The organism is Pseudomonas sp. TWR1-1-3 (assembly GCF_049896805.1).
GTDB lineage: Bacteria > Pseudomonadota > Gammaproteobacteria > Pseudomonadales > Pseudomonadaceae > Aquipseudomonas > Aquipseudomonas bubulae.
In genome coordinates this window covers 148,997-172,090 of the sequence record NZ_JAFCUZ010000006.1, presented here as the reverse complement: position 1 = coordinate 172,090, position 23,094 = coordinate 148,997, and the positions used below count along the sequence as shown (strand labels likewise).

Here is a 23,094-nt window from a genome sequence, read left to right as displayed (position 1 = left end):
AGGCCCATGAAAACACTTGTCGAGTTTTACCAACACCTGGGATGGGCCTTGTCACTGCTGGTGATTATGACCTTTTTGCTGGCCGGTACGGTCAAGGGCGTCATCGGCCTTGGCCTGCCGACTGTCGCCATGGGTATGCTCGGGCTGGCTATTGCTCCGGCGCAGGCTGCGGCTCTGCTGATTATCCCGTCCATCGTGACCAACGCCTGGCAACTGGCCGCCGGCGGCCAGTTGCGGGGGTTGCTCAAACGTCTGTGGCCCATGCAGCTGGGGATTTTTATCGGCACCGCGTCAGGCATGCTGTGGCTCAGTATCGATGGCGGTAGCTGGGTGGTACGAGCGCTGGGCGCGGCCCTGTTGCTTTATGCCCTCAGCGGGTTGTTCCTGCCCACCCTGCGCGTAGCCCCGCAACGGGAGCCCTGGCTGGGCCCGGTGTGCGGGCTGATCACCGGGGTCATCACCTCGGCTACCGGGGTGTTTGTGATCCCTGCCGTGCCCTATCTGCAAGCCCTGGGCCTGAGCAAAAACCAGTTGGTGCAGGCCTTGGGTTTGTCCTTCAGCGTCTCCACATTGGCCCTTGCCGCCGGGCTGTACTGGCGCGGCAACCTGGCTGGCGCTGAGCTCAATGCCTCATTGCTGGCGCTGTTGCCCGCCATGCTCGGCATGTGGCTGGGGCAATGGTTGCGCCAGCGCATCAGCGCCTTGCTGTTTAAGCGGGTGTTTTTTATCGGCATGGCGCTGCTGGGTACTCACTTGCTAATCAACAATTAACAATGGATTCGTGCTGTAGCAGCAAAGGTGATTTGACCCATCACGGGTTTTTCTCATGCGAGGGCAACGATATTCTGCCGACATGTTTTTGAACCCCCCTGTCGCTCAACAGCGCTGAGGGTTTAACCCCCTGGAGGCTGATGATGAAAAAAATACTCTTGCTTAACGGTGCGAAAAAATTCGCCCACTCCGATGGTCGCTACAACCTGACCATGCACGACACTGCGCTGGCGTTTTTTGATCGTCAGGGCTTTGAAGTCAAAGTGACCCATATCGACGAAGGCTACGATATCGCCGAAGAGGTGGAAAAATTTCTTTGGGCTGACGTAATCATCTACCAAATGCCCGGCTGGTGGATGGGCGCGCCGTGGATCGTTAAAAAGTACATGGATGAAGTGTTCACCGAGGGGCACGGCAAACTTTACGCCAGTGACGGCCGCACCCGTTCCGACGCTTCGCAGCGCTACGGCAGCGGCGGCCTGATTCAGGGCAAGCAGTACATGCTGTCGCTGACCTGGAACGCACCGCAGCAGGCGTTCGATGACCCGGCCGACTTCTTTGAAGGCAAGGGCGTGGACGCGGTGTACTTCCCGTTCCACAAGGCTAATGAGTTTTTGGGCATGACCGGCCTGCCGACTTTCCTGTGTGTTGACGTGATGAAGCGTCCGCAGCCAGACGTTGATGCGGCCCGTTACGAGCAGCACCTGGCCGAGGTGTTTGGCCTGAAGGCGTAAGCGATGCCGGGGTGGGAGCGGGCTTGCTCGCGATGCAGGCAACTCGGTTGTTATGACGAACCGCGGTGATACCATCGCGAGCAAGCCCGCTCCCACACGTAGATAAGGTCGACCGCGTGAAAGCCAGATCCGATGAGCTGCAAATCTTTGTTTCGGTGATCGAGTGCGGCTCGATATCTGCCGCCGCCGAGCAGGCCGGGCAAACGCCTTCGGCCGTGAGCCGCACGCTGTCACGGCTGGAGGCCAAGCTTGAAACCACGCTGATCAACCGCACCACGCGGCGCATGGACCTGACCGAGGAGGGCAAGTTCTTTTTCGAACGGGCCAAGTTGATCCTTGAGCAAATGGACGAGCTGGAAGAGCGCCTGATCTCGCACCAGCGTACCCCCTCCGGGCGCTTGCGCATCAATGCCGCCGCGCCGTTTGTGCTACATGCCATCGTGCCGTATATCCCTGAATTCCGTGCCCTGTACCCCGAGATCCAGCTGGAACTCAACAGCAACGATCTGATTATCGACCTGCTGGAACAAAGCACCGATATTGCCATTCGTATCGGCACCCTGGCCGACTCCACCCTGCATGCCCGCTCCCTGGGGTGCAGCCCGCTGAATATCCTCGCCAGCCCGGACTACATTGCCGCCCACGGCATGCCCACAAATGTTGCGGATTTGGCCCACCATACCCTGATAGGTTTTACCCAGAACGATGGCCTCAACCAGTGGCCGCTGCGTTATGCCCAGGGCGACCGCTGGCCCATTCAGCCTGCCATCAGTGCCTCAAGCGGTGAAACCGTACGTCATCTGGCGTTGCAAGGTCAGGGCATCGCCTGCCTGTCGCACTTTATGACCCACGAAGATATCAGCGCCGGGCGCCTGCAGGTGGTGCTGGGCGAGTTCAACAGCGGCTATCGCCAGCCGATCCATGCCGTGTATTACCGCAACTCGCAGCTGGCGCTGCGCATTCAGTGCTTTCTGGACTTTATCCAGGCCAAGCTGGCCAGCTACGCGATCTGCGACAAGCCCACAGGGCTTGAGTGAGGTTCCTACATATAAAGCAACGTCTGCACCTGCTGCGTCGCTTTCTATCCCGGCGTACCGATGCAGGAGCCGCTCAAACATGCCTCGCTGTGGCTCAAGGGCGCAGAACTGACCGCCGACGACATCCGTTCCCACCTCAGCGGTTTTGAGGCCGAGCAGTTGTGGTGCGTCATTCACGGCGTCGAGCTGGCCCGTGGTCTGGTGGATGCACTGATCACCGAAACGCGCACATAACGCCTTCGGCAGCAGCTACCAGTTCTGTTTTGGTGCAGAACCGCGCTGCCCTCAAGGGTGTGTGTCATTGCGCATTTTTACGTTTGTTGTTTGAAAATATCGCCGAATTCAGACAAGGTTCGGCCACAGTTGATAACAATAAAAGGATGTATCGAATGCGCATTGTGTGGTTCAAAACCCTGGCCCTGACGGCTGCCATCGCGGCCAGCTCTTCGGCGTATGCCGTCACCCTGGACGGCGGCGCAGTCGCCGCACCCGATCAATACGGCGCCGAAGTGGCCGCACAAATTCTCAAAAAAGGCGGCAACGCCGTCGATGCCGCAGTCGCCACCGCCTTTACCCTGGCCGTGACCTACCCCGAAGCCGGCAATATCGGCGGTGGCGGGTTTATGACGATGTACATCGATGGCAAACCCTATTTCCTCGACTATCGCGAAACCGCCCCCAAAGCCGCCAGCCGCGATATGTACCTGGACGACAAAGGCGACATCATCGAGAACTTGAGCCTGGTCGGTTCCCGCGCTGCAGGCGTGCCGGGCACGGTGATGGGGCTGTGGGAAGCGCATCAACGCTTTGGCAAATTGCCGTGGGCCGAATTGCTGACCCCGGCCGTGGGGTATGCGAAAAACGGCTTTAAAGTGGCCGATCAGCAATTTCAGTACCGCGAAGATGCACTGGCGCTGTTCAAGGGCACTACCAATTTCGCGGACTACTTTGGCAGCATGAAGCCCGGGCAAACGTTCAAACAGCCAGAGCTGGCCGTGACCCTGGAGCGCATTGCCGACCAGGGCGCCAAGGAGTTCTACCGCGGCAAGACCGCCGACCTGCTGGTCGCGCAAATGCAGCAGGACAAGGGCTTGATCACCAAGCAAGACCTCAACGACTACAAGGTCAGCTGGCGTGAGCCGATGCGCGTGGATTTTCGTGGCAACACCCTGTACACCGCGCCGCTGCCAAGCTCGGGCGGTATTGCTCTGGCGCAGTTGATCGGTATCAAGGAGGACCGCGCAGCGGACTTCAAAGGTGTGGAGCTGAACTCTGCGCCCTATATCCACCTGCTGGCCGAAATCGAAAAACGTGTGTTCGCCGACCGTGCCGACTACCTCGGCGACCCGGCCTTCGGCAAGATGCCTGTGGCCGAGCTGACCGATCCGGCCTATATCGCCAAGCGTGCGAAAGAGGTTAACCCGAAAGCGATTTCACCGACCGCCAATGTCAAACCGGGCCTGGAACCCCATCAGACCACGCACTTTTCCATCGTCGATAAACAGGGTAATGCGGTCAGCAATACCTACACCCTGAACTGGGATTACGGCAGTGGTGTTGTGGTTAAGGGCGCGGGCTTTTTGCTGAACGATGAAATGGATGACTTCAGCTCCAAGCCTGGCGTAGCCAACGCCTTTGGTGTGGTGGGTGGCAATGCCAACGCCATTGAGCCGGGCAAGCGCATGCTGTCCTCCATGAGCCCAAGCCTGGTGACCCGCGATGGTCAGGTCACACTGGTACTGGGCACGCCGGGTGGCTCGCGGATTTTTACCTCGATTTTCCAGGTGCTCAACAACATCTACGACTACGACTTGCCACTGGAGAAAGCCGTAGCTGCACAGCGTGTGCATCACCAGTTGCTGCCTAAAGACACGATCTACTTCGACGCCTATGCGCCACTTACCGGCAAGGTGGCTCAGGAGCTGAAAGCGATGGGCTACACCCTGGAGGATCAGGGCTGGAACATGGGGGATATTCAGGCCATCCGGGTTAAAGGCACTGAGCTTGAAACCGCCTCCGACCCGCGTGGCCGTGGTGTGGGGATGGTGGTGAAGTAAGCCCGCAACGCACATAGACGCATCACTCTTGTGGGAGCGGGCTTGCTCGCGATGCAGACACCTCGGCCATTCTGGTTCACCGAGTTGTTGCCATCGCGAGCAAGCCCGCTCCCACAATTGCTTTTTAGCCCCTGCAATTTGCTACCATCTGTTGCCTGTAACTCCCTCCGTTTTTCCCGTCCCGAATTTTAGGTAAACCATGAAACTCTCACGTCTGCGCGCTGATGTCCTGGCCGGACTCACGACGTCTTTCGCCCTGTTGCCCGAGTGCATTGCGTTCGCGTTGGTCGCCCATCTCAACCCTTTGATGGGGCTCTATGGCGCGTTCATCATTTGCACCCTAACCGCGCTGTTTGGCGGCCGGCCGGGCATGGTGTCCGGTGCTGCCGGGTCGATGGCGGTGGTGATCGTTGCCCTGGTGGTGCAACACGGTGTGCAGTATCTGTTGGCTACGGTGCTGCTGAGCGGGTTGATCATGCTGGCGTTCGGCTTGTTCAAACTCGGCAAGCTGGTACGCATGGTGCCGCACCCGGTGATGCTGGGCTTCGTCAACGGCCTGGCAATCGTGATTGCCATGGCGCAACTGGATCACTTCAAGGATGGCGACACCTGGCTCAGCGGTATGGCGTTGTACATGATGATCGGGCTGGTGGCCGTGACCATGGCCGTTGTCTATCTGTTGCCTCGTCTGACCCGCGCCGCGCCACCTGCGCTGGTGGCCATTTTGGGCGTAGGGCTGGCGGTGTACTTGCTGGGTTTGCCAACCCGCACCCTGGGTGACATGGCGCATATCGCCGGTGGTTTGCCCAGCTTCAGCCTGCCGCAGATTCCCTGGACTCTTGAGACCCTGGGCATCATTGCGCCCTATGCGATCGTGATGGCAGTGGTGGGTTTGCTGGAAACCCTGCTGACCCTCAACCTCACCGACGAAATCACCGAAAGCCGTGGCTACCCGGACCGCGAGTGCGTGGCGCTGGGGGCGGCGAATATGGTGTCGGGGGCATTCGGCGGCATGGGCGGGTGCGCGATGATCGGCCAGACCGTGGTTAACCTCAGCTCCGGCGGGCGCGGGCGATTGTCCGGCGTGACCGCCGGTGTGATGATTTTGCTGTTTGTGTTGTTCCTGTCGCCATTTATTGAACGCATTCCGCTGGCGGCTCTGGTGGGGGTGATGTTTGTGGTGTCGCAGCAGACCTTTGCCTGGGCCTCTTTGCGAGTACTGAACAAAGTGCCGCTCAACGATGTGCTGGTGATTGTCGCGGTGACCGTGATTACCGTGTTTACCGATCTGGCGGTAGCGGTGATGTGCGGGGTGGTTATTGCTGCGCTCAATTTTGCCTGGCAGCAGGGGCGCCAGATGTATGCCGACGCGGATCTGCAGAGCGATGGCAGCAAGCTTTACCGTGTGCACGGCACGCTGTTTTTTGCCTCGACTACGACGTTTCTCAAACAGTTCGATCCGGGTAATGACCCGGCGCAGGTGACGCTCGATTGTCGCCATTTGAACCTGGTCGATTACTCGGCCATTGCGGCACTGGACACCCTGCGCGAGCGTTATCGCAAAGCGGGCAAGCATCTGCGGGTGCTGCACCTGTCCGAGCGCAGCAAGAAGCTGCTTAAGCGTGCACGGGTGGGGCACGACTGAATCGGCTATCGCCCCCGTTAACGCGGGGGTTGCCGAAGGCTGCGATTTTTACAGTGATGCGGTGCTGTCGGGGTTTTTAAAAAGTCGCATGTTGAACATGCGACTTTTATTGTTTATGACCGATTAAAACTTGCGAATCATCTCTTTCGCTGTGCAGCGGGGATCGGTGCCGGTTTTATCAAATATAAAGTTGACTTCTACTGCTCCTAGACGTGATTCGTTAACGCTGGCTTTCACGAATACAGGGCGACGCACTCCATCCTGCTGAAGGTTGTCATTCGAGTAGCTCCAAGGAGACCAGGCATTCTTTGTGGCGCCCCACACCCGAAGATTTAAATTGGCACTGGTACGCGATTGTGACTCTCTAGGTGCTTTGATTGTATACCCGGTGGTGGTAGCGAAGAGCAAGTCTCCGTTTCTGACGGCCGTTACATAAGCGGTACCTGTAAAGCCATTCGCCGAGCAACTCAGGGTGTAGTCTTTGCGAGATTCAGCCAGCAGTGGAGAAGCGGTCAGTACACTGGCGATAGCAAGACCTGTCAGGAGCGCACGTTTATTTTTGATTAGCATAGTCCAGGGGCCTGTTTTTAATGAGGTCCAGAGATCTTAAGTGCTGTAATCAGGGGCGGCGATGGGCGGGATTACATTTAGATGTGGGGGAAGTCGTTATAAGTTGTAGTAAGGAGTAGTTAGTGGCTTCGGTATAGGTGATGCCATTAAGCCTTGATGTTGTGGACTTATAGTTATAACGCTGCGAGGGTGCAAACGTCAGTTCCGGCTATGTTGGGGCGCCAAGTTTAAATCGTCATTTATCCGGATTTAATCTTAAAGAGTTGAAGAGGGTTCAACTTCTGCAACAGAAGTTGAACCCTGAGTTATTACACTTTGAAATGGCTCACCATTTCTTGCAGCTGGTTACCCAGGCGCGCCAATTCAACGCTGGACTTGGCCGTCTCGTCACTCGCCGCTGCGGTTTGCTCGGAAACGTCGCGCACGTTGACGATGCTGCGGCTGATCTCTTCGGCCACCGCGCTCTGTTGCTCGGCGGCAGCAGCAATTTGCTGGTTCATCGACTGAATATTCGACACCGTGCGGGTGATGCCCTGCAGCGAGGTGCCCGCGTGACGGGTCAGGGTCACGCTGCTGTCGGTCAGGGTGCGGCTGTTGTGCATCACGCTGGCCACGTGCTGGGTGCCGCTTTGCAGGGCCGCGACCAGGGTTTGAATCTCTTCGGTGGATTTTTGCGTACGCTGGGCCAGGCCACGCACTTCATCGGCCACTACGGCAAAACCGCGCCCGGCGTCACCGGCACGGGCTGCTTCGATTGCGGCGTTGAGGGCCAGCAGGTTGGTCTGCTCGGCCACGGCCTTGATCACGTCCATCACGCTGCCGATCTTGTCGCTTTCCTGCTGCAATACGGCCATGGCTTCTGTTGAACGACCCACTTCCACCGCCAGGCGCTCGATCTGGTCAATGGCCTGGTTGACCACGGTATCGCCTTCGCGGGCTTCATTGTCTGCGGCCGCGGCGGCTTGCGAGGCTTGCTCGGCATTGCGCGCCACTTCCTGCACGGTGGCGGTCATTTCATGCATGGCGGTGGCCACCTGATCAGTCTCGATCTTCTGGCTGTTGACCCCGGCGCTGGTTTGCTCGGTCACCGCGGACAGCTCTTCGGCGGCACTGGCAATCTGGCTGACGCCATCACGGATACCGCTGATCAACTCGCGCAGGGTCGTACCCATGCGCGCAATACCTTGTTGCAGCACGCCCAGTTCGTCGCGACGGGTGACGCGCAGGTTCTGGGTCAGGTCGCCACTGGCGATGCGATCGACCACGGCCAGGGTTTCACGCAGGGGCACGGTGATCTGGCGGGTGATGATCACGGCCGCGGTGATGCCAAACAGCAATACCAGCAAGGTGGTGATCAGTTGCATGCTGTTGGCCGTGGCGCTTTCGATGTCGCGGCGTTCCAGTTGAATCTTGTACAGCTCATCGCTGCGGCCCAGGATGCTGGAGCCGTATTCGGTCATGTCCTTGCGCATGGCAATGATGGTGTTGTCGGTGCTGGTGTACAGCTCCAGCGCCTGCTGGTACTGCTCCATGGTTTTGTTCAGGGTGCGCAGGGTGTCGCCGGCATTGGCGGCAAAGTGCGAGCTCAGGCGGTCAAGGCTGGCAAGGGCCGCGTCCAGTTGCTGGCGTGCGGCCTTTTCCGTGGCGGGGGTGGGCGCAGCAATATAAGCGCGCACCTGATAGCGCGAGAGCAGGAACTGTTCACGTACTTCAGACACGCTCTGGTACATGGCAAAACGGTTTTCGTCACCTGCGGGCAGTTGCAGGGCGCGGTTCAGCAACGTCGTGATGGCGTCCTGGGCCAGAGCGGCGCTGCGGTCCATGTCGGCACGGGATGCGGCGGACTCGACGTAAGCCTTGCGCATGCTCACCAGTGCACGCTCGTAGCGGCCGATGATGGCTTGTTGCTCCTTGAGCAACTTGAGGTTTTCCGGGCTCTGGAAGGTGGCAATCAGCTGACTTTGTTGCGCAGAAAACGCGTCAATGCTGGCCTGTACACTTTGTGCGGCAGTTTCGTCGCCATCGGTCAGCATGTATTGCAAACGCGTCACCCGCAGGTTGGTAAACGCGGTGTTTAAACGGGTGATGTCGCTCATCCAGTTACTGCGATCAATCATCTGGCCCAGACTGATCCAGTTGCTGACGGCCATTACGCAGGTAAGGGCCAGTACCAGGCCAAAGCCCAGGGACAGTTTCAGGTTGACGCTGATATTGCTCAGCCATCTATTCATAGAGTTCTCCAGGAACGCTGCACGCATGATCTAAGTTCGCTGGAGGGAATTATTTTTTTTGACCCAGCCGAGTGTTGTGTTGGAGGGGTATCGGCTGCATTCGCCAGAGCTGAAACGTTTTGTTGGGCGCCAGTTCACATAACAACCTATCCATTTGAGTAGCGTGCCTGGATTGCGCTTTTACGCTTTTTTTCACATCCGTTTCACCTGCCTCTGACCTCCCTTTTTTTAGCCTGCGTTCAGCTAATAGAGACCTGCTTTATGCAAGTCTGTTTATACCGCCGGGCCGCGAAGCGACCCGTTGTCATATTCGCGCTATAGGGTGTCGGTCAGTGATATCACTGGCTGGCGCAGAGGGCATAAGCATCGTGACGTTGAGTCTTGATCAGACCGGAATTAACCGTACGCTGTTGCGTCGTGCTCTGCTCCGTTACAAAAATGTGCTGGTGGTGATCGTGGCAAGTGCGCTTGCCGTTGCGCTGACATTGAGGCTGCTGGCCCCTGCGGCCCCGCCTGATCTGGCGCAGCCCAGCCATGCCGATCGTGTGTTGTTGCTCACCGACAGCTGGGCCAAGGGTGATGTGATTGCGCTGGTTCGACACGGCGAGCGTTGCGACCGTTCCTCGGCCCAGTGCCTGGGCCCCATGGACGGCGTGACGGTGCGCGGTGAAGCAGCAGTTCAGGCGCTGGGCGCAGACTTCAGGCAGTTGGGGCTCAGCCATACTGATATTCACAGCAGCCTGCTGACCCGGGCCCGACAAACCGCCGATGCCATGTTTGCCCGCCCGGTAGAGGCGCAGGACTGGCTGTTCAACTGCCGCGGCAGCATGCTGCGTGATGCTCTCAAGCACAAAGTGGCGGGCCACAACCTGATTCTGGTGAGCCACAGCGAATGCATGGACCAACTGTTGATGGACATGAACCTGTCAACCAGCACCACGTTTGGCTATGGCGCTTCGTTGTTTATCAAGACCGATGGCGCGAACGAGGATCCGCAGATGCTGGGCTATATCGAGCCCAAAGACTGGAAAAATATCGTGCCGGTGGTCACCCCGAACAACCGTCACGGGTTTGAAGCCTCGCAGTTCTAATCGTGGGCGCGAGCAGGCTCGCGCCCATAGAGTCAACCCATCCCCCTCAATTGTGCTTGAACAAACGATCCCAGTTCTGTTCTGCCGGCAATGGCAGGTCGCTGAGTTCGCGGGCCACCACGTTTTCGATATCGTTGGCGCTGAGCACTTTTTCGTCGAGCCATGGCCAGGTCGCATCCGCATCGCGGAAGTTGAGCTGGTTGTTCAATTGCTGGCACGCCTGGGCGAGCAAGTGCATCAGCGCCCACAGGCTGGTGATGTAGGGCTTTTGTTGCTCGGGGATGCGATTGAGCAGGGCGGCCACGTCAGGCAGGTTCGCACCGGGTGACAGGTTGCTGCGCAGGTTCCATAGAATCGCGCCGTTGTTCGACACCTCCTGATTGGCCAATGCCGGGTCGGTGCTGACCTCGACATTGAGTTTCACATGCTGCTGCTCTAGCTGATCGATCAGATAGTTGGCCAGATCGGATTTGCGCAAGAAGGCGGTGGCCGTATTGAAGGCCAGGTGAGCGTCGTAGTCGCTCAATGTTTTGCTGGATATACCGATGGTCATGGCGGGCTCCTTGGTCGGGAATTGTCCAAGGAGCGTAGTCAATGTGCCGTGATCGGCCACGGTATCTGCGGTTGCGTTGCCCGGGATCAAGTTTATGGGGCTGAAGCGGCCAGGCTGACAAGGTAGAAGTGGTGCCGGCCGACGCTGAGCTTGTCGAGAGTCTTGAGGGCCATGCCCGGTATCTCGGGGTTTTCTACCAGGGCGATATTGTCGGGGGATGCGCTGAGGAATGCCTGCAACTCTTCGGTTGAACTGAGGGTGTGCTGCAACTGCTGGCTGTAGAACACCACGGCGCCGAGGCGTTCGTCGGGCCGCAGCAGTGCGACCTGCTTGCCGCTGGCCTGCAGGCTCATGACCTCAGCGGCGAGGGGCTGGAAAGACTGTTCCTTGTCGGCCAGCGGTGCCCGATGGGCCGCCAGCAGGTAGGCGCCCACCAGAGCGGCCAGCAGCGCGATGGCAAGCGGGCGATGGTTGTCGCTGAAGAATTTGGCCACGGTCGAGTGCGCGCTTTTTTGGTACAGCCAGCCCAGCAGCACCCGGGCGTACTCGGCGGCAATCACTGCAGCCGCAGGGGCCATCGACATCATGTACACCGCCCGCTTGCTGGAGGCGAGGTTGAGCAGCACAAATTGCGCGACCAGCCATACACAGAAAAACAACAGGAAGGGGTTGCTGCGCAGTTGTTTGCGAAAGTGCCACAGGCCCAGATAGGTCAGCAGGTTCCACGGCAGGAAGGCTTCGGGCAGTTTTCGCAGGTAGTAGTAAAAGGGTTCGTAATGCCCGGCTTCAACAAAGGAGCCGCTAAAACGGCCAACGCTGTTGGTCAGCAGCAGTTCGCTGACTAACGGCATGCCGCCGCGCTGATAGAGCATGCACAGCCAGACCGTCAGCGGGATCAGCCCCAATAGGGTCAGCAGGGCAGGGCGTAGCCAGTTGCGCGGCTTGAAGCGTTTTTCCAGCAGGCTTTCACACACCAGATAGACAAAAATCACCACGCCCGGCAGTGCCAGGCCCAGTACGCCTTTGCTCAAGGTGGCAATGGCGATGCCGGTCGCGAATAACAGCCAGCTGCCCCGGGCAAAACCGGGCTGGCGGTTGGCATGAAAAAACGCCAGCAAGGCCATGGTTACGCCCAGGGTGAGCAAGGCATCTTCGCCCACCTGGCGGGTGTTGCCCCAAAATATGCCCATGGTTGCCAGCATGGCGGCGGCTGTCCAGGCCAGTGCTGTGGGGCGGCCCAGCTTGCGCAGCATTGCATAGAGCAGCAACACGCAAAATAGACCGGCAAAGGCCGAAGCCAGGCGCACGGCGAACAGTTCGCCGCCGAATACGCGAATGGCTCCTGCATCCAGCCAGAGGCTCAGGGGTGGTTTTTCCAGGAAGGGGGCATTGAGCAAATTGGGCGTTACCCAATCGTCGCTCAGGTGCATCTGCATGGCTATGCCTGCCACGCGGGACTCTGTCGAGCCCTGCAATTGGTGATTCCCCAGCGCAAAAAAGAACAGCACGCAACCGAGAAGCAGTAACAGCAGGGCAGGACGAGTCAGACGCATTGGGCTACCAGGCAGCAATCGAATGGAGTACTGCACTGGAGTATAGGAGGGCAAACCTTAAAGCTTTGTGAAAGCTACATAAACGCTTGTGTCAGAACGTTGCCTTGATCTGCAGCCCCGCGACCAGCGCATTGCTGCGCTTGGCGCCGTAGAAAGCCCCTGGTTCGATGATGTATTGCAGGTCCGGGCGCAACAGCAGCCACGGCGTGACTTGCGCGCCGTAGTTGAGCTCCAGCAACTGCTCGCCGCTGTCCAGGCTGGCGATCATGTCCGCCTGTTCCGGGCTGCTGGCTGCCGCTTCCTGCACGTCGCGGGAGCGCGAGTTGAATACGGCGCGGCCGTAGGCAAAGGCGATGCTGTCTTTGGGGCGGCTGGCAAACGGCTTTTGTTTGACCAGGCCTACCGAGTACCAGTGGCGCATAGGCGAGGTCGCGGCATTGCTGCTGGATGCCTGGCCAAAGGCGCGCAATACGCTTTCGGGGTCTTGCTCATCACGCCAGATGGCCTGGTCGACCAGCACATAGGCGCCGGTGCGGTTGTTGGCTTTTTGCGTGCTGCCAATCTTGCGGGTATTGGAGGTGTCGTAGTACCAGCCCACTTTGTATTGGCCATTGAGCCAGGCGTTGTTGGTGAAGATCGCTTCCAGCGGCATGATCGCTCCGGTAGTGCCTTTGGTGGTCATGCTGAAGGCTTCGGAGGAGCGACTGTTGTATTCGGGGTTGACCTGGAACACGGCGGTTTGCAGGGTCAGGGCCGGGCTGACGGTGTAGCGCAGTTCGCCGCCCCAGTGGCCGGTGGGGTAATTGGTCCAGCCGCTGCCATTGGACTGGGTCAGCGGATGCGCGCAGAAACCGGCGTTGACGAAGCTGGTCAACAGCGGCATGCCGCCAAAATCGTTGCCCATTGGCATAAAGCCAACCTTGGTGGTCAGGTCTTCGGAAAACAGGGTGCGCTGGTAGCTGAACTCGGACAGGCGGGTGTAGTTGCCGCCGGCGTTTTCCTGGATTGGCAGGCGGTTGCCTACGAGGTCTTCTGAGGCGCTGTGACCGCGACGATCATTGACGGTGATTTGCACCAGGCCAGCATCGGCGCTACCCAGTATTTTGCTCAGGTCGAACTGGGCACCGATACGCACTTGTTGCGAGTAACGGGTGCCGTGCTTGATCCCGCCATGCAAGTTGGAGAAGGTTTCGGAGTTGTAATCACCGGTCAGCTTGATGCCTTTGTCGATCAGCTTTTGGCGCTCGCCGCCCCAGTCGCCGGTCAGGGTCGAACGGTTCATCAGGTTGTCGGTGGTGTCGGCCAATACGCAGGCAGGCGTCAGGGCCAGCAATGACAAGCCGCCGCACAGGCTGGTGTTCAGCAGGGCGCGGGAAGAGAAAAACATCTACAGAAGCTCCTTTATATGAAGTGTCGGCGACGGGGCGCGACACGATGCCGCACATTATGAACTATTTAGTTAATTAATTTCATATTTGGTTACACGACCTCCCTCTAATGACTAAGGGCGTTGGTAGCGGCCATCCGCTAGACTCCCGCGTTTATCCGTACCAAGGGATGTTCATGATCTGGTTTCTTGAAGGGCAATCGAGCCAACGCGATGTGATTGCAGGTGCCCGGGCGGCGCTGCCGGACACCGTGCGAATTTTCGCCTCGCACCGCCAAAATCGCCCTGAAATCACCGGATTGGCGGATGTCGCCTGGCGGGAGCCGCAAGACAATCAGGAGCGCATCGGCTGGGTGATCGAGCAGGCCCGCGCCCGGCAGATCAAGGTGGTGCTGGCCGGGCGTGTGGGTCAGGTATATGAAGCGCACCGCGCCGAGTTCGAAGCGGCCGGGTTGCAACTGGTTACTGGCGCTCTGGATCTGGACACCTTTGAGCGGGTTGACGACAAGTCAACGTTTACCCGTGAAGCCCTGGCGGCCGGACTGGCGTGCATACCGGCGATGACGGTGAGCACCCAGGCTGAACTGGAAACGGCTTACGCCCAGTTGGCCCGCGACGGCCAGGTGTGTGTAAAACCGACGCGCGGTATTTACGGCCAGGGCTTTTGGCGTTTGGCCGATAACGTGGACCCGTTTCGCAGTTTTGCCAATGCCGACGCCCATGAAGTCAATGCGGCGGTGTTTGCCCAGGCCTACGGTCAATCGGATGCGCCCCAACCGTTGCTGGTGATGCCTTATATGCCCGGCAGCGAATGCTCGGTGGACATGGTCTGCGAGGCGGGCGAGGCCGTGGCCTATGTGGGGCGGCGCAAGCAGGGCCTGATGCAGACATTCGAGCGCGACGGTGCGGCGGTCGAACTGGCGATCAAGGCGGCGCGGCACTTCAAGTGCGACGGTATCGTCAATGTGCAGACCCGGGATGATGCCGCAGGCCAGCCGCATTTGCTGGAGATCAACCTGCGCTATTCTGGCGGTATCGGCTACACCCGCGAAGCCGGAGTCAACCTGCCGGGTATCTTTGCCGCACGCCGCCTGGGCCTGCCCGTGCCAGCCAGTACATGGCGCGAGAATGTGCAGGTCAAGGCAATCACGGTGGTGGTTCCGGTTCGCGGAGAAGAGCTGTTAAGGTGATCAGCTCTTGTTTGTCGCGGGCACAGGGGAGTCACAAGCGATGATATTGATGCCGGGCGCCAATGCGGCCCTTGAATCTGTGCGTTGTGAGATGAGCCTGACCTGCTCGCGAGCGGGCGCATTGGGTGACTATGCGGGGCTGGCGTTGCTGGCCGTGGATGGCAAGCGCCAACCCGTCGGGGAGCCTGCGCTGATACACGCCCCGCAACCCTGGCTGGCATGGCATGACACTGCCGGCCTGGCACGCTTCAGCCTGGTGCTGGAACAATTGCCTGCAGATTGTGAGCGTGTATTGCTAGTGCTCTATGTGTTCGGCGCGCTGGGTCCGTTACGTGAACTCGGCCAGTTCCGGCTCAAGGTCGGTGAGCAGATCGAGCACAGTCTGGCACTGGATGAGTTCGGTGATGGCGCAATGGTCATTGCCGAGGTGTACCGACGCAACGATCAATGGAAAATCCGCGCACTCGCCGAAGCGTCCGCCTACGGCTTGAGCGCGTTTGCCCGACGCCTGGGGCTGGCTCTGGATGATCGTCATCCGCAACGCATGAGACCTGAGGCATCAGACGACAGCGTTGCGCGCCAAGGGGCTACAGGTACTGGTTTTGCCGTAAGCACCCAGCATATTTTGACCTGTGCCCATGTCATTGAAGGCCTCGAGCAATTGTCGATTACGTCCTTTGAGGGTCGATACAAGGCGGAGTCTGTGGTGGTCGATCGCAAGAACGACCTCGCTTTGCTGCGGGTCATTGGTGCCCCCCCTTTGAACCCGGTGACTTTTCGTGAGGGCGTGGGCTGTGAGCTGGGCGAAAGTGTCGTCACCCTGGGGTTTCCGCTCGCCGGGCTGGCAGGCGGTGGCGTGCAAGTTTCCCAAGGTGTGGTTTCGGGCCTGTTTGGTCTTCGCGACGATGCCAGCCTGATGCAGTTCACCGCACCGATTCAGCCCGGCTCCAGCGGAAGCCCGGTGTTTGACCCGCAAGGATTGGTCAGTGGCCTGGTGACCTCGAGCATGGCGGATGCGCAGAACATGAACTTTGCTGTCAAGTCGGCACTGGTACTGGCGTTCCTTGAGGCAGCCCGTGTACCGGCCCGGCGCGGGAGCAGTGAACGTTCGTTGAGCACGCCGGAGTTGGTACGCGCTTCGCAGGCTGGACTGTGGCGGATTGACGCCAGCCATCTTCAGTAACCATTTTTTACTTGTCTTAACCCCCCGTCTCCCTAATCGTCCCCCATTTTTTCAGTATGTTCAGGTAGTAAACATCAATGAACAGCGGTAATTCCAAGACCGAACCCAAGGTATTGCATGCAAACCTCAAGCGCGGTCGTCTGGAGGTAGAGGTCAATGCATCGACCTTTGAGCCACAGGCACTTTTCGATTTTGCCGAGCGCCGAAACCCCAAGCGCGCCTTTTTATTCGTTTCCCGTGTATTGGGGCGTCATATCCCGGCACGGCCGTCACTGATGGCGGAAAGCTTCAATGCCCTGGCTGCAAAAATCCCTGCCGACCTGCCCGGTCCGGTGCTGGTTATCGGCATGGCTGAAACCGCCGTTGGCCTGGGTGCTGGCGTGCACCGCGCGCTCAGCCAGACCCGTGATGACAGCGTGTACCTGTGCAGCAGCCGCCACCCTACGGGCAGTGAACTGTTTGCCCGTTTTGAAGAAGAGCACAGTCACGCCAGCTCGCATCTGCTGCATTTGCCGCAAGACGCACACACCCGCGAGATGATGCTCAACGCCCGCTCGCTGGTGCTGGTGGACGATGAAGCCTCTACCGGCAATACCTTTATCAATCTGTCCCGGGCGCTGGCCGAGGCGGGGCTCAACTCGGTCGAGCGTATTGTCACCACGACCCTGACCGACTGGTCCCGGGACGCTGTGCGCAAGGCCATGGGCGATCATGTCAGCAGCGTCTCTTTGCTCGATGGTCGCTACACGTTCGCCGAAGATACCACCGCAGAGCTCCCTCAAATGCCCGAAGTGGGCAGCGTGGCCCAGGGCGACTGGGCACTTGATGCCAGCCGTGACTGGGGGCGCATGGGCGTTCGCGAACACCTTGATACCCTGGCGCCCGATCTGCAGGTCGCCCCTGGTGAACGGGTCTTGGTGGTCGGCACCAGCGAATTTGTCTGGCGCCCGTTTCTACTGGCCGAGCGCCTTGAGCGGGCGGGCGCCGACGTGCGCTTCAGCTCCACCAGCCGCTCGCCCATTGCCTTGGGCCATTGCATCGATCATGCATTGTCGTTCTCGGACAATTATGGCCTGGGTATCCCCAACTTTCTTTATAACGTCGCCCCCGGCCAGTTCGACCGGGTGCTGATCTGCAGCGAAACCCCGGCAGCTGCGGTCGATCCGGCGCTGGTTAGCGCGTTGAATGCGCAGGTAATCGTTGATGAGCAGTAATCGTCCTCTGGTGTTCGTTGATCTGGACGACACCCTGTTTCAAACCGCCCGCAAAATGGGTGATGAGCCACGCTTTGCCGCCACCCTGGATGTGGACGGCCAGCCCAACGGCTTTATGAGCGCAACACAAAAGAGCTTTGTGGAATGGCTGCTGGCCACCAGCGATGTCGTCCCCGTAACTGCGCGCAGCATCGAGGCCTATCAACGTGTGCAATTGCCGTTCGTCCACGGCGCGGTGTGTGCCCACGGCGGCGTGATTCTCAAGCCCGACGGCTCGCTGGACCCGGTCTGGCATGCGCGCATGTGCGACGAACTGGCCCTTGAGCAAACCCGGTTGCATCAACTGAGCGAGCAAACCCTGGCCATTGGTGCCGAACTTGGCTTTTCGTTGCGTGGCTGGGTGGTTGAAGAGCAGGGCCTGGCCAATTACGTGGTCACCAAGCACAACAACGAAACCGACGAAGCGCTGCTCGTCGTATTGGCCGAGGTCAAGGCGCGCGGGTTGCTCGATGGCCTGTATGTACACGGCAATGGCAACAACCTGGCGTTTCTGCCCATCACCCTGCAAAAGCGTGAAGCGGTACGTGAGTGGATCCGCCGCGATCAGGCGATCAACGGCAAGCGCCCGTTGCTGGGCTTCGGTGACAGTGTGTCGGACCTGGGCTTTATGGCCGAGTGCGACTGGTGGGGCACGCCCAAACGCGGGCAGTTGGCCGCTCATGTGCTGGCGAGCGTCGACCATGAGTAATGCTTTCGCAGGCCTGGAAACCGTCGGCAGTGGCAGCTATGACGCCGATGACGTGCACTTTTTACTGCGCGCCCTGCAGATTGAAGTCACCGACGTGCAGGAAAAAGAGCGGCTGATCCAGACCCGGCAACGCCATTACTCCGAGATGATCAGCCAGGAACATGCACCGTCCGACACCCATAAAAGCCTTTACCAGCGTGCCCTGACGCAAAATGGCGCGCGCATGGCGGCCGATGTGCAGGCGCTGGCGCTGGCCTTGAATGAGCGCTACAACGGCCCCTCGATTGCGCTGGTGTCCTTTGTGCGCGCCGGTTTGCCGCTGGGTGTACTGCTGCGCCGGGCGCTGCTTGATCTGGGGCGCGAGGCTGCGCATTACGGCATCAGCATTATTCGTGACCGTGGAATCGACAACGTCGCACTCGAAGCTATCATCAAGAGCCACGGTGCCGAAAACATCGTGTTTGTCGATGGCTGGACCGGCAAGGGCGCGATCAGCGGCCAGATCCGCGACAGCCTGGCGGGAGACTCGCGTTTCCCGGCAGACCCACGCCTGGTGGTGTTGGCGGACCCTTGTGGCCGCGCCTGGCTGGCGGCGTCCGCTGAAGACTGGCTGATCCCCTCGGGCATTCTGGGGGCTACGGTTTCCGGGCTGGTTTCTCGTTCCATCTGGCCGCAAACCCCGGGCCTGCATGGTTGCGTTGTGTATGACCATTTGGCGGAACACGACGTGACCATGAGTTTTATCCACAGCATCGAAACCGAGCGGGCACAGCTTGCCCCGTTGGCCGCTGCGCAACCCTGGACACTGGATCAGGCCGCAGCCTTGCAACACTCGGCGGTAGCCGCGGTCGAACGTATCTCGACGCGGTTTGCGGTGACCAACCCCAACCGGGTCAAACCGGGTATCGCCGAGGCCACCCGCGCCGTGATGCGCCGGGTACCGGACCACGTGCTGGTGCGCAACCTTGACGATCAGGACGTGCAACTGCTGTTGCACCTGACGCGCCAGGCCAATATCGAGGTCCAGGAAGTCGGTGATGAACTGGGGCCGTATCGCGCGGTGACCGTAATCAGGAGTGTTCGCTGATGATCAAGCATTCAGCCTATGCCTTGGGCGCCACACTTTATATGCCGGCCACCCGTCCCGATATTCTGGATGTGGTGCTGGGTGAGAAGATCCAGGGTTTACGCTCGCTGGTGGTGTGCCTGGAAGATGCCGTGGCCGAAATCGACGTGCAGCAGGGGCTGAACAACCTCAAGAATCTGCTGCTGGGCATCGAGGCCGGTGGTGGCCGCCCGTCGAGCGGGCCGATCCTGTTTGTGCGCCCGCGTGATGCGGCAATGGCAGCGGTGCTTAATGATTGGTCGCTGATGCGCCATGTCGACGGTTTTGTGGTGCCCAAACTCAGCCTTGGCAATATCCGCGAGTGGCAGCAGGCGGTGACCCGCGACGACCTGATGCTGATGCCCACTCTGGAAACCCCGGAAGTCTTTGTGCCCAATGCCATGGTAGAGCTGCGCAGCGCCATGCTGGAGCTGTTGCCTGAGCGCATTATTGCCCTGCGCATCGGTGGCAACGACCTGATGGGCTGCCTGGGTTTGCGTCGTCCACAAACCATGACCCTGTACAGCACGCCCATGAGCTATGTGATTCCCATGTTATGCGGGATCATGGGCTCGGCAGGTTTTGCCCTGACCGCACCGGTGTTCGAGCAGCTCAATACGCCACACGTGCTGGATCAGGAACTGGCGCTGGATATGGCTCACGGGCTTGTAGGGAAAACTGCGATTCACCCGTCACAAATTGCAGTTATCCACAGGGCGTTGCAAGTCAGCCTTGAAGATCTCAACAGCGCACGCCAAATATTGAGTGAGGCGGCGCCTGCGGTGTTCAAGTTCAACGACGCCATGTGCGAGCCTGCGACCCATTACAAATGGGCGCAAACAATTATTGAACGGGCACATTGGCAAGGGGTTCGCCCTGAAGTCGCCTGCCCGACAGACACTTTTGGAGGCAGCCTGAGATTGGCTGAATTAGTGGGTTGAACGACGTTTTGAATACATCGGACAAAGGCAACAAGCAGGTTCTGTCAGCGTTCGACTTCGATGGCACACTGACCTATCACGACAGCTTTGTGCCGTTTTTGCGCTTTGCCTTTGGCAATCGCCTGTTCGCGATGCGCCTGTTGCGGATGATTCCGGCCACGGCTTGCTACCTGCTGGGCAGGATTTCTCGCAATGATTTGAAAGAGAAACTGATCGCGGTCTACCTGACCGGCGCCAAAGAGGCCTGGGTAAAGGAGCGCGCTGAAGCATTTTGTGACGTTTCCTGGCAGCGTCTGATGCGGCCTTTGGGCTTAACATCCGTCGCCAACCAGATTGAGCAGGGCGCCAAGGTAACAATTTGCTCGGCGTCCCCTGAACTGGTGCTCACACCTTTTGCCAAAAAACTCGGTATCGGCTTGATCGGTACACGGCTGGCCTCAGTCGATGGCGTGCTGACCGGGGATATCGAGGGCACCAACTGTCGCTGTGAACAAAAAGTCATTCGGCTGGAGGCGCAATACGGGCCTCTGGACCAATACACACTGCGTGCCTGGGGTGACACCCGGGGCGATGAACAGATGCTCGGAGCCGCTCAAGAGCCGCATTGGCGTGAATTTCACGCACTGTGGCGTCGCAAGCGGCCACTTGACGTGTGCTTGCGCGAGGAGCTGTAAGCCAGGCGCAAGCAAAGCATGTCAATAATCAGTAATTACCTATCGTGCTTCAGTGCAGACAAGGAGACGTTTCATGGCCATTTCGCTGTCCAAGAATCAAACCATCTCTCTCGAGAAAGAAGCGGGAGCCGGTCTCAAGAAAATTCGCATGGGCCTGGGCTGGGATCCGGTCAAGCCCAGCGGTTTTTTCGCCAAGCTGCTGAGCAGTGATACCGCCATCGACCTGGATGCTTCGTGCATCCTGCTCGACAGTGCCAAACAACCGCTGGACCTGGTGTGGTTTCGCCAGCTCAAGTCCAAAGACGGCTCCATCGTGCACTCCGGCGACAACCGCACGGGTGAGGGTGATGGCGACGACGAGTCGATCCAGGTCAACCTGGAGCAGCTGCCGGCCGGGGTCAAGCACCTGGTGTTTACCGTGAACTCGTTTACCGGGCAAAATTTCGAAGCGGTAGAAAACGCCTACTGCCGTATCGTTGACGAGCTGACCGGCAAAGAGCTGGCGCGCTTCAACCTGTCGGACAAGGGCCGTCACACCGGCGTGGTCATGGCATACATCAGCCGCACATCGGCGGGCTGGGACCTGACCGCCATCGGCACCGTGGCCAATGGCCGTACCGCCCAGGATCTGGCCACTGACGCAGCCCAGGCGGTGCGCTCATGACCACATTGACCCCGGGCGCCAACACCGGCGTTGCCAGCGGTACCCTGAGCGTCACCGTCAGCTATACACCGGTGACCGGCGCGGACCTGGACGTTTCTGCGTTTTTGCTCAATGAGTCGGGCAAGGTGCGTGGCGACAACGACATGTGCTTCTTCGGCCAGCAAAGCGTCAATAATGGCGCGGTCAAGCTGGTGGAATCGGCTGCAGGTCGCAGTGTGTTCAGCGTCAATCTGGACGCCATTGATCAGGCCATCGAAAAAGTCGCCCTCACCGCAACCATCTATGAGAACAAGGCCCGTTTCGACGCCTTCCCGCAGTTGACCGTAACGGTGAGCGGCGGCATCGAAGCACCGATTCCGACCCAGGGCATGCAGGAAACCGCGTTGATCCTCGGCGAGTTCTATCGCCGTCAGGGCGTGTGGAAGTTCCGCTGCGTAGCACAGGGCTTTGCCGGTGGCCTTGCGCCCTTGGCCGAGCACTTTGGGGTTGATATTGCGGCTCCTGCTCCTGCTCCTGCTCCTGCTCCTGCTCCTGCTCCTGCTCCGGCAGCAGCGCCGACGCCACCTCCAGCGCCTCCAGCACCAGCACCGGCACCGGCAGCGAAAATCAATCTGTCGAAGATCACCCTGGACAAGCAGCGTCCGTCCATCAGCCTTGAGAAAAAGGACGGTGACTTCGGCGAGATCAAGATCAACCTCAACTGGAACCGTACCAACCCCAACGCCGGGGGCGGCGGCTTCTTTGCTTCGCTGCGCGGCAAGTCGGGCGGGATCGACCTGGACGTGGGCTGCCTGTACGAAATGGAGAACGGCCGCAAAGGCGCGGTACAGGCCCTGGGCAATGCCTTCGGTGATTTCCGTGACGAGCCGTTTATCCAGTTGATGGGCGACGACCGCACCGGCTCGGTAAGTGACGGCGAGTGGTTGCGCATCAATGGCAAGGAGTGGCGCAAGATGCGTCGCGTGCTGGTTTACGCGTTCATCTACGAAGGTGCCCCGAACTGGCAGGCGACTGACGGTGTCATCACCTTGTACATCCCGGGTGAGCCGCCGATTGAAGTGCGCCTGAGCGAAGAGGGCGGGACCAAAGGCATGTGCGCCATTGCTTTGCTCGAAAACGTCGGTGGCAGTGTGAAGGTCAACCGTCGGGTTGAATTCTTCAAGGGCCACTCTGACATGGATAAAGCGTTTGGTTGGGGTATGCGCTGGGCTGCCGGCTCCAAATGAGCGCTCTGTAAGTGGCCGCCTGATGAAACAGGCGCCGTACCTGCAATTTCTGACAAGGTGACTCCAATGCTCGAATGGCTCAAAACCAACGCAAGCGCCGCCCGTGACAAGCTCTCGGCGGAAGTCAGCAAATTCAAGAACCGTGAGTTTATGGAAGCCGTGGTTTCCGGTTGCGCACTGGTGGCCGCTGCCGATGGCAATATCAGCAGCGACGAAAAACAGAAAATGGTCGGATTTATTCAAAACTCCAATGAGTTGAAGGTCTTTGACGTCAAGGACGTGATCAAAGCTTTCAACGCCGTGTGTGAAAAGTTTGAATTTGACCAGCAGATCGGTCGCGCTGAAGCGCTGAAATCTATCGGTCAGCTACGTAAAAAAGAAGATGCCGCCCGCCTGCTGGTGCGTGTTTGCTGCGCAATCGGTAGCGCCGACGGCAACTTCGATGAAAGTGAGCGGGCTGCCTGCCGCACTATCTGCAATGAGCTGGGGCTGAACCCTGGCGATTTTGATCTCTGAGGAC

22 protein-coding genes and 1 pseudogene are annotated in these 23,094 nt (G+C 59.2%); 17 read left to right on the top strand and 6 right to left on the bottom strand.

The window, feature by feature from the left end; translation table 11 throughout:
* Nucleotides 1–6 precede the first annotated feature (6 nt).
* The 6 genes from ACP7BE_RS21785 (at nt 7) to ACP7BE_RS21760 (ending at nt 6,244) form a co-directional block, all read left to right on the top strand.
* Nucleotides 7–771: a sulfite exporter TauE/SafE family protein gene (locus ACP7BE_RS21785; RefSeq protein ID WP_426107230.1), complete on the top strand. Its 765-nt coding sequence runs from the start codon at nt 7–9 to the stop codon at nt 769–771.
* 143 nt (nt 772–914) lie between these two features.
* Nucleotides 915–1,505 (top strand): NAD(P)H-dependent oxidoreductase, encoded by a 591-nt coding sequence (locus tag ACP7BE_RS21780; RefSeq protein ID WP_095002471.1) that lies wholly within the window; start codon nt 915–917, stop codon nt 1,503–1,505.
* A 116-nt stretch (nt 1,506–1,621) separates the two neighbouring features.
* Nucleotides 1,622–2,542 (top strand): LysR family transcriptional regulator, encoded by a 921-nt coding sequence (locus tag ACP7BE_RS21775; RefSeq protein WP_095002472.1) that lies wholly within the window; start codon nt 1,622–1,624, stop codon nt 2,540–2,542.
* A 60-nt stretch (nt 2,543–2,602) separates the two neighbouring features.
* Nucleotides 2,603–2,776 (top strand): hypothetical protein, encoded by a 174-nt coding sequence (locus ACP7BE_RS21770; RefSeq protein ID WP_426107227.1) that lies wholly within the window; start codon nt 2,603–2,605, stop codon nt 2,774–2,776.
* Between the two features lie 155 nt (nt 2,777–2,931).
* A complete protein-coding gene (ggt, locus tag ACP7BE_RS21765) occupies nt 2,932–4,599 on the top strand; it encodes a gamma-glutamyltransferase (RefSeq protein ID WP_095020641.1) in 1,668 nt (555 codons plus the stop codon).
* Nucleotides 4,600–4,798: 199 nt separating this feature from the next.
* Nucleotides 4,799–6,244 carry a SulP family inorganic anion transporter gene (locus ACP7BE_RS21760; RefSeq protein ID WP_095018718.1) on the top strand — a complete coding sequence of 482 codons (1,446 nt, stop codon included), beginning with the start codon at nt 4,799–4,801 and terminating at the stop codon, nt 6,242–6,244.
* A 123-nt stretch (nt 6,245–6,367) separates the two neighbouring features.
* Here the strand turns inward: ACP7BE_RS21760 and ACP7BE_RS21755 are convergent, their stop codons facing one another.
* From ACP7BE_RS21755 to ACP7BE_RS21745, 3 genes and pseudogenes are all read right to left on the bottom strand, one after another.
* Nucleotides 6,368–6,814, bottom strand: coding sequence for a hypothetical protein (locus tag ACP7BE_RS21755; protein WP_141232290.1), 447 nt, complete (start codon nt 6,812–6,814; stop codon nt 6,368–6,370).
* Between the two features lie 308 nt (nt 6,815–7,122).
* Nucleotides 7,123–7,836 carry a methyl-accepting chemotaxis protein gene (locus ACP7BE_RS21750; RefSeq protein WP_369782769.1) on the bottom strand — a complete coding sequence of 238 codons (714 nt, stop codon included), beginning with the start codon at nt 7,834–7,836 and terminating at the stop codon, nt 7,123–7,125.
* Nucleotides 7,837–7,977: 141 nt separating this feature from the next.
* Nucleotides 7,978–8,910, bottom strand: a pseudogene (locus ACP7BE_RS21745) (methyl-accepting chemotaxis protein); the annotation flags it as partial.
* Nucleotides 8,911–9,413: 503 nt separating this feature from the next.
* Between ACP7BE_RS21745 and ACP7BE_RS21740 the strand changes: the two are divergent.
* Nucleotides 9,414–10,136 carry a histidine phosphatase family protein gene (locus ACP7BE_RS21740; RefSeq protein ID WP_232527685.1) on the top strand — a complete coding sequence of 241 codons (723 nt, stop codon included), beginning with the start codon at nt 9,414–9,416 and terminating at the stop codon, nt 10,134–10,136.
* A 46-nt stretch (nt 10,137–10,182) separates the two neighbouring features.
* Here ACP7BE_RS21740 and ACP7BE_RS21735 read toward each other — a convergent pair whose 3' ends face one another.
* The 3 genes from ACP7BE_RS21735 to ACP7BE_RS21725 form a co-directional block, all read right to left on the bottom strand.
* A complete protein-coding gene (locus tag ACP7BE_RS21735; protein ID WP_095018720.1) occupies nt 10,183–10,689 on the bottom strand; it encodes a hypothetical protein in 507 nt (168 codons plus the stop codon).
* A 92-nt stretch (nt 10,690–10,781) separates the two neighbouring features.
* Entirely contained in the window at nt 10,782–12,242 is a 1,461-nt protein-coding gene (locus ACP7BE_RS21730) for an ArnT family glycosyltransferase (RefSeq protein WP_095002477.1), read from the bottom strand.
* A 91-nt stretch (nt 12,243–12,333) separates the two neighbouring features.
* Nucleotides 12,334–13,629 (bottom strand): carbohydrate porin, encoded by a 1,296-nt coding sequence (locus ACP7BE_RS21725; protein ID WP_095002478.1) that lies wholly within the window; start codon nt 13,627–13,629, stop codon nt 12,334–12,336.
* A gap of 176 nt (nt 13,630–13,805) precedes the next feature.
* Between ACP7BE_RS21725 and ACP7BE_RS21720 the strand changes: the two genes are divergently transcribed.
* The 10 genes from ACP7BE_RS21720 (at nt 13,806) to ACP7BE_RS21675 (ending at nt 23,090) form a co-directional block, all read left to right on the top strand.
* Nucleotides 13,806–14,819 (top strand): ATP-grasp domain-containing protein, encoded by a 1,014-nt coding sequence (locus ACP7BE_RS21720; protein WP_095002479.1) that lies wholly within the window; start codon nt 13,806–13,808, stop codon nt 14,817–14,819.
* 40 nt (nt 14,820–14,859) lie between these two features.
* Nucleotides 14,860–16,002, top strand: coding sequence for a trypsin-like peptidase domain-containing protein (locus ACP7BE_RS21715; RefSeq protein ID WP_426107222.1), 1,143 nt, complete (start codon nt 14,860–14,862; stop codon nt 16,000–16,002).
* Between the two features lie 77 nt (nt 16,003–16,079).
* Nucleotides 16,080–17,216 carry a phosphoribosyltransferase domain-containing protein gene (locus ACP7BE_RS21710; protein WP_095020647.1) on the top strand — a complete coding sequence of 379 codons (1,137 nt, stop codon included), beginning with the start codon at nt 16,080–16,082 and terminating at the stop codon, nt 17,214–17,216.
* Nucleotides 17,206–17,964: a trehalose phosphatase gene (locus tag ACP7BE_RS21705; RefSeq protein WP_095018724.1), complete on the top strand. Its 759-nt coding sequence runs from the start codon at nt 17,206–17,208 to the stop codon at nt 17,962–17,964. Before ACP7BE_RS21710 ends, ACP7BE_RS21705 begins: the two co-directional genes overlap by 11 nt.
* Nucleotides 17,957–19,051, top strand: a complete 1,095-nt coding sequence (locus ACP7BE_RS21700; RefSeq protein ID WP_322212304.1) for a cysteine protease StiP family protein — start codon at nt 17,957–17,959, stop codon at nt 19,049–19,051. Before ACP7BE_RS21705 ends, ACP7BE_RS21700 begins: the two co-directional genes overlap by 8 nt.
* On the top strand, nt 19,051–20,010 hold the full coding sequence (locus ACP7BE_RS21695) for an HpcH/HpaI aldolase/citrate lyase family protein (protein ID WP_426107219.1): 960 nt from the start codon (nt 19,051–19,053) through the stop codon (nt 20,008–20,010). Before ACP7BE_RS21700 ends, ACP7BE_RS21695 begins: the two co-directional genes overlap by 1 nt.
* Complete coding sequence (locus ACP7BE_RS21690; protein WP_095018727.1) at nt 20,007–20,684, top strand: HAD family hydrolase; 678 nt, start codon at nt 20,007–20,009, stop codon at nt 20,682–20,684. The genes ACP7BE_RS21695 and ACP7BE_RS21690 overlap by 4 nt, the downstream gene beginning before the upstream one ends.
* A gap of 73 nt (nt 20,685–20,757) precedes the next feature.
* Complete coding sequence (locus ACP7BE_RS21685) at nt 20,758–21,348, top strand: TerD family protein (protein WP_095002486.1); 591 nt, start codon at nt 20,758–20,760, stop codon at nt 21,346–21,348.
* On the top strand, nt 21,345–22,574 hold the full coding sequence (locus tag ACP7BE_RS21680) for a TerD family protein (protein ID WP_426107216.1): 1,230 nt from the start codon (nt 21,345–21,347) through the stop codon (nt 22,572–22,574). The genes ACP7BE_RS21685 and ACP7BE_RS21680 overlap by 4 nt, the downstream gene beginning before the upstream one ends.
* A gap of 66 nt (nt 22,575–22,640) precedes the next feature.
* On the top strand, nt 22,641–23,090 hold the full coding sequence (locus ACP7BE_RS21675) for a tellurite resistance TerB family protein (protein WP_095002488.1): 450 nt from the start codon (nt 22,641–22,643) through the stop codon (nt 23,088–23,090).
* Nucleotides 23,091–23,094 lie beyond the last annotated feature (4 nt).

Bases quoted from the DNA above. Each gene is read 5' to 3' on its own strand.
- ggt (WP_095020641.1), top strand. From the start codon at position 2,932: ATGCGCATTGTGTGGTTCAAAACCCTGGCCCTGACGGCTGCCATCGCG.
- ACP7BE_RS21780 (WP_095002471.1), top strand. From the start codon at position 915: ATGAAAAAAATACTCTTGCTTAACGGTGCGAAAAAATTCGCCCACTCC.
- ACP7BE_RS21760 (WP_095018718.1), top strand. From the start codon at position 4,799: ATGAAACTCTCACGTCTGCGCGCTGATGTCCTGGCCGGACTCACGACG.
- ACP7BE_RS21730 (WP_095002477.1), bottom strand. From the start codon at position 12,242: ATGCGTCTGACTCGTCCTGCCCTGCTGTTACTGCTTCTCGGTTGCGTG.
- ACP7BE_RS21695 (WP_426107219.1), top strand. From the start codon at position 19,051: ATGATCAAGCATTCAGCCTATGCCTTGGGCGCCACACTTTATATGCCG.
- ACP7BE_RS21785 (WP_426107230.1), top strand. From the start codon at position 7: ATGAAAACACTTGTCGAGTTTTACCAACACCTGGGATGGGCCTTGTCA.
- ACP7BE_RS21770 (WP_426107227.1), top strand. From the start codon at position 2,603: ATGCAGGAGCCGCTCAAACATGCCTCGCTGTGGCTCAAGGGCGCAGAA.
- ACP7BE_RS21700 (WP_322212304.1), top strand. From the start codon at position 17,957: ATGAGTAATGCTTTCGCAGGCCTGGAAACCGTCGGCAGTGGCAGCTAT.
- ACP7BE_RS21715 (WP_426107222.1), top strand. From the start codon at position 14,860: ATGATATTGATGCCGGGCGCCAATGCGGCCCTTGAATCTGTGCGTTGT.
- ACP7BE_RS21735 (WP_095018720.1), bottom strand. From the start codon at position 10,689: ATGACCATCGGTATATCCAGCAAAACATTGAGCGACTACGACGCTCAC.
- ACP7BE_RS21675 (WP_095002488.1), top strand. From the start codon at position 22,641: ATGCTCGAATGGCTCAAAACCAACGCAAGCGCCGCCCGTGACAAGCTC.
- ACP7BE_RS21720 (WP_095002479.1), top strand. From the start codon at position 13,806: ATGATCTGGTTTCTTGAAGGGCAATCGAGCCAACGCGATGTGATTGCA.
- ACP7BE_RS21710 (WP_095020647.1), top strand. From the start codon at position 16,080: ATGAACAGCGGTAATTCCAAGACCGAACCCAAGGTATTGCATGCAAAC.
- ACP7BE_RS21705 (WP_095018724.1), top strand. From the start codon at position 17,206: ATGAGCAGTAATCGTCCTCTGGTGTTCGTTGATCTGGACGACACCCTG.
- ACP7BE_RS21750 (WP_369782769.1), bottom strand. From the start codon at position 7,836: ATGCATGAAATGACCGCCACCGTGCAGGAAGTGGCGCGCAATGCCGAG.
- ACP7BE_RS21755 (WP_141232290.1), bottom strand. From the start codon at position 6,814: ATGCTAATCAAAAATAAACGTGCGCTCCTGACAGGTCTTGCTATCGCC.
- ACP7BE_RS21685 (WP_095002486.1), top strand. From the start codon at position 20,758: ATGGCCATTTCGCTGTCCAAGAATCAAACCATCTCTCTCGAGAAAGAA.
- ACP7BE_RS21725 (WP_095002478.1), bottom strand. From the start codon at position 13,629: ATGTTTTTCTCTTCCCGCGCCCTGCTGAACACCAGCCTGTGCGGCGGC.
- ACP7BE_RS21680 (WP_426107216.1), top strand. From the start codon at position 21,345: ATGACCACATTGACCCCGGGCGCCAACACCGGCGTTGCCAGCGGTACC.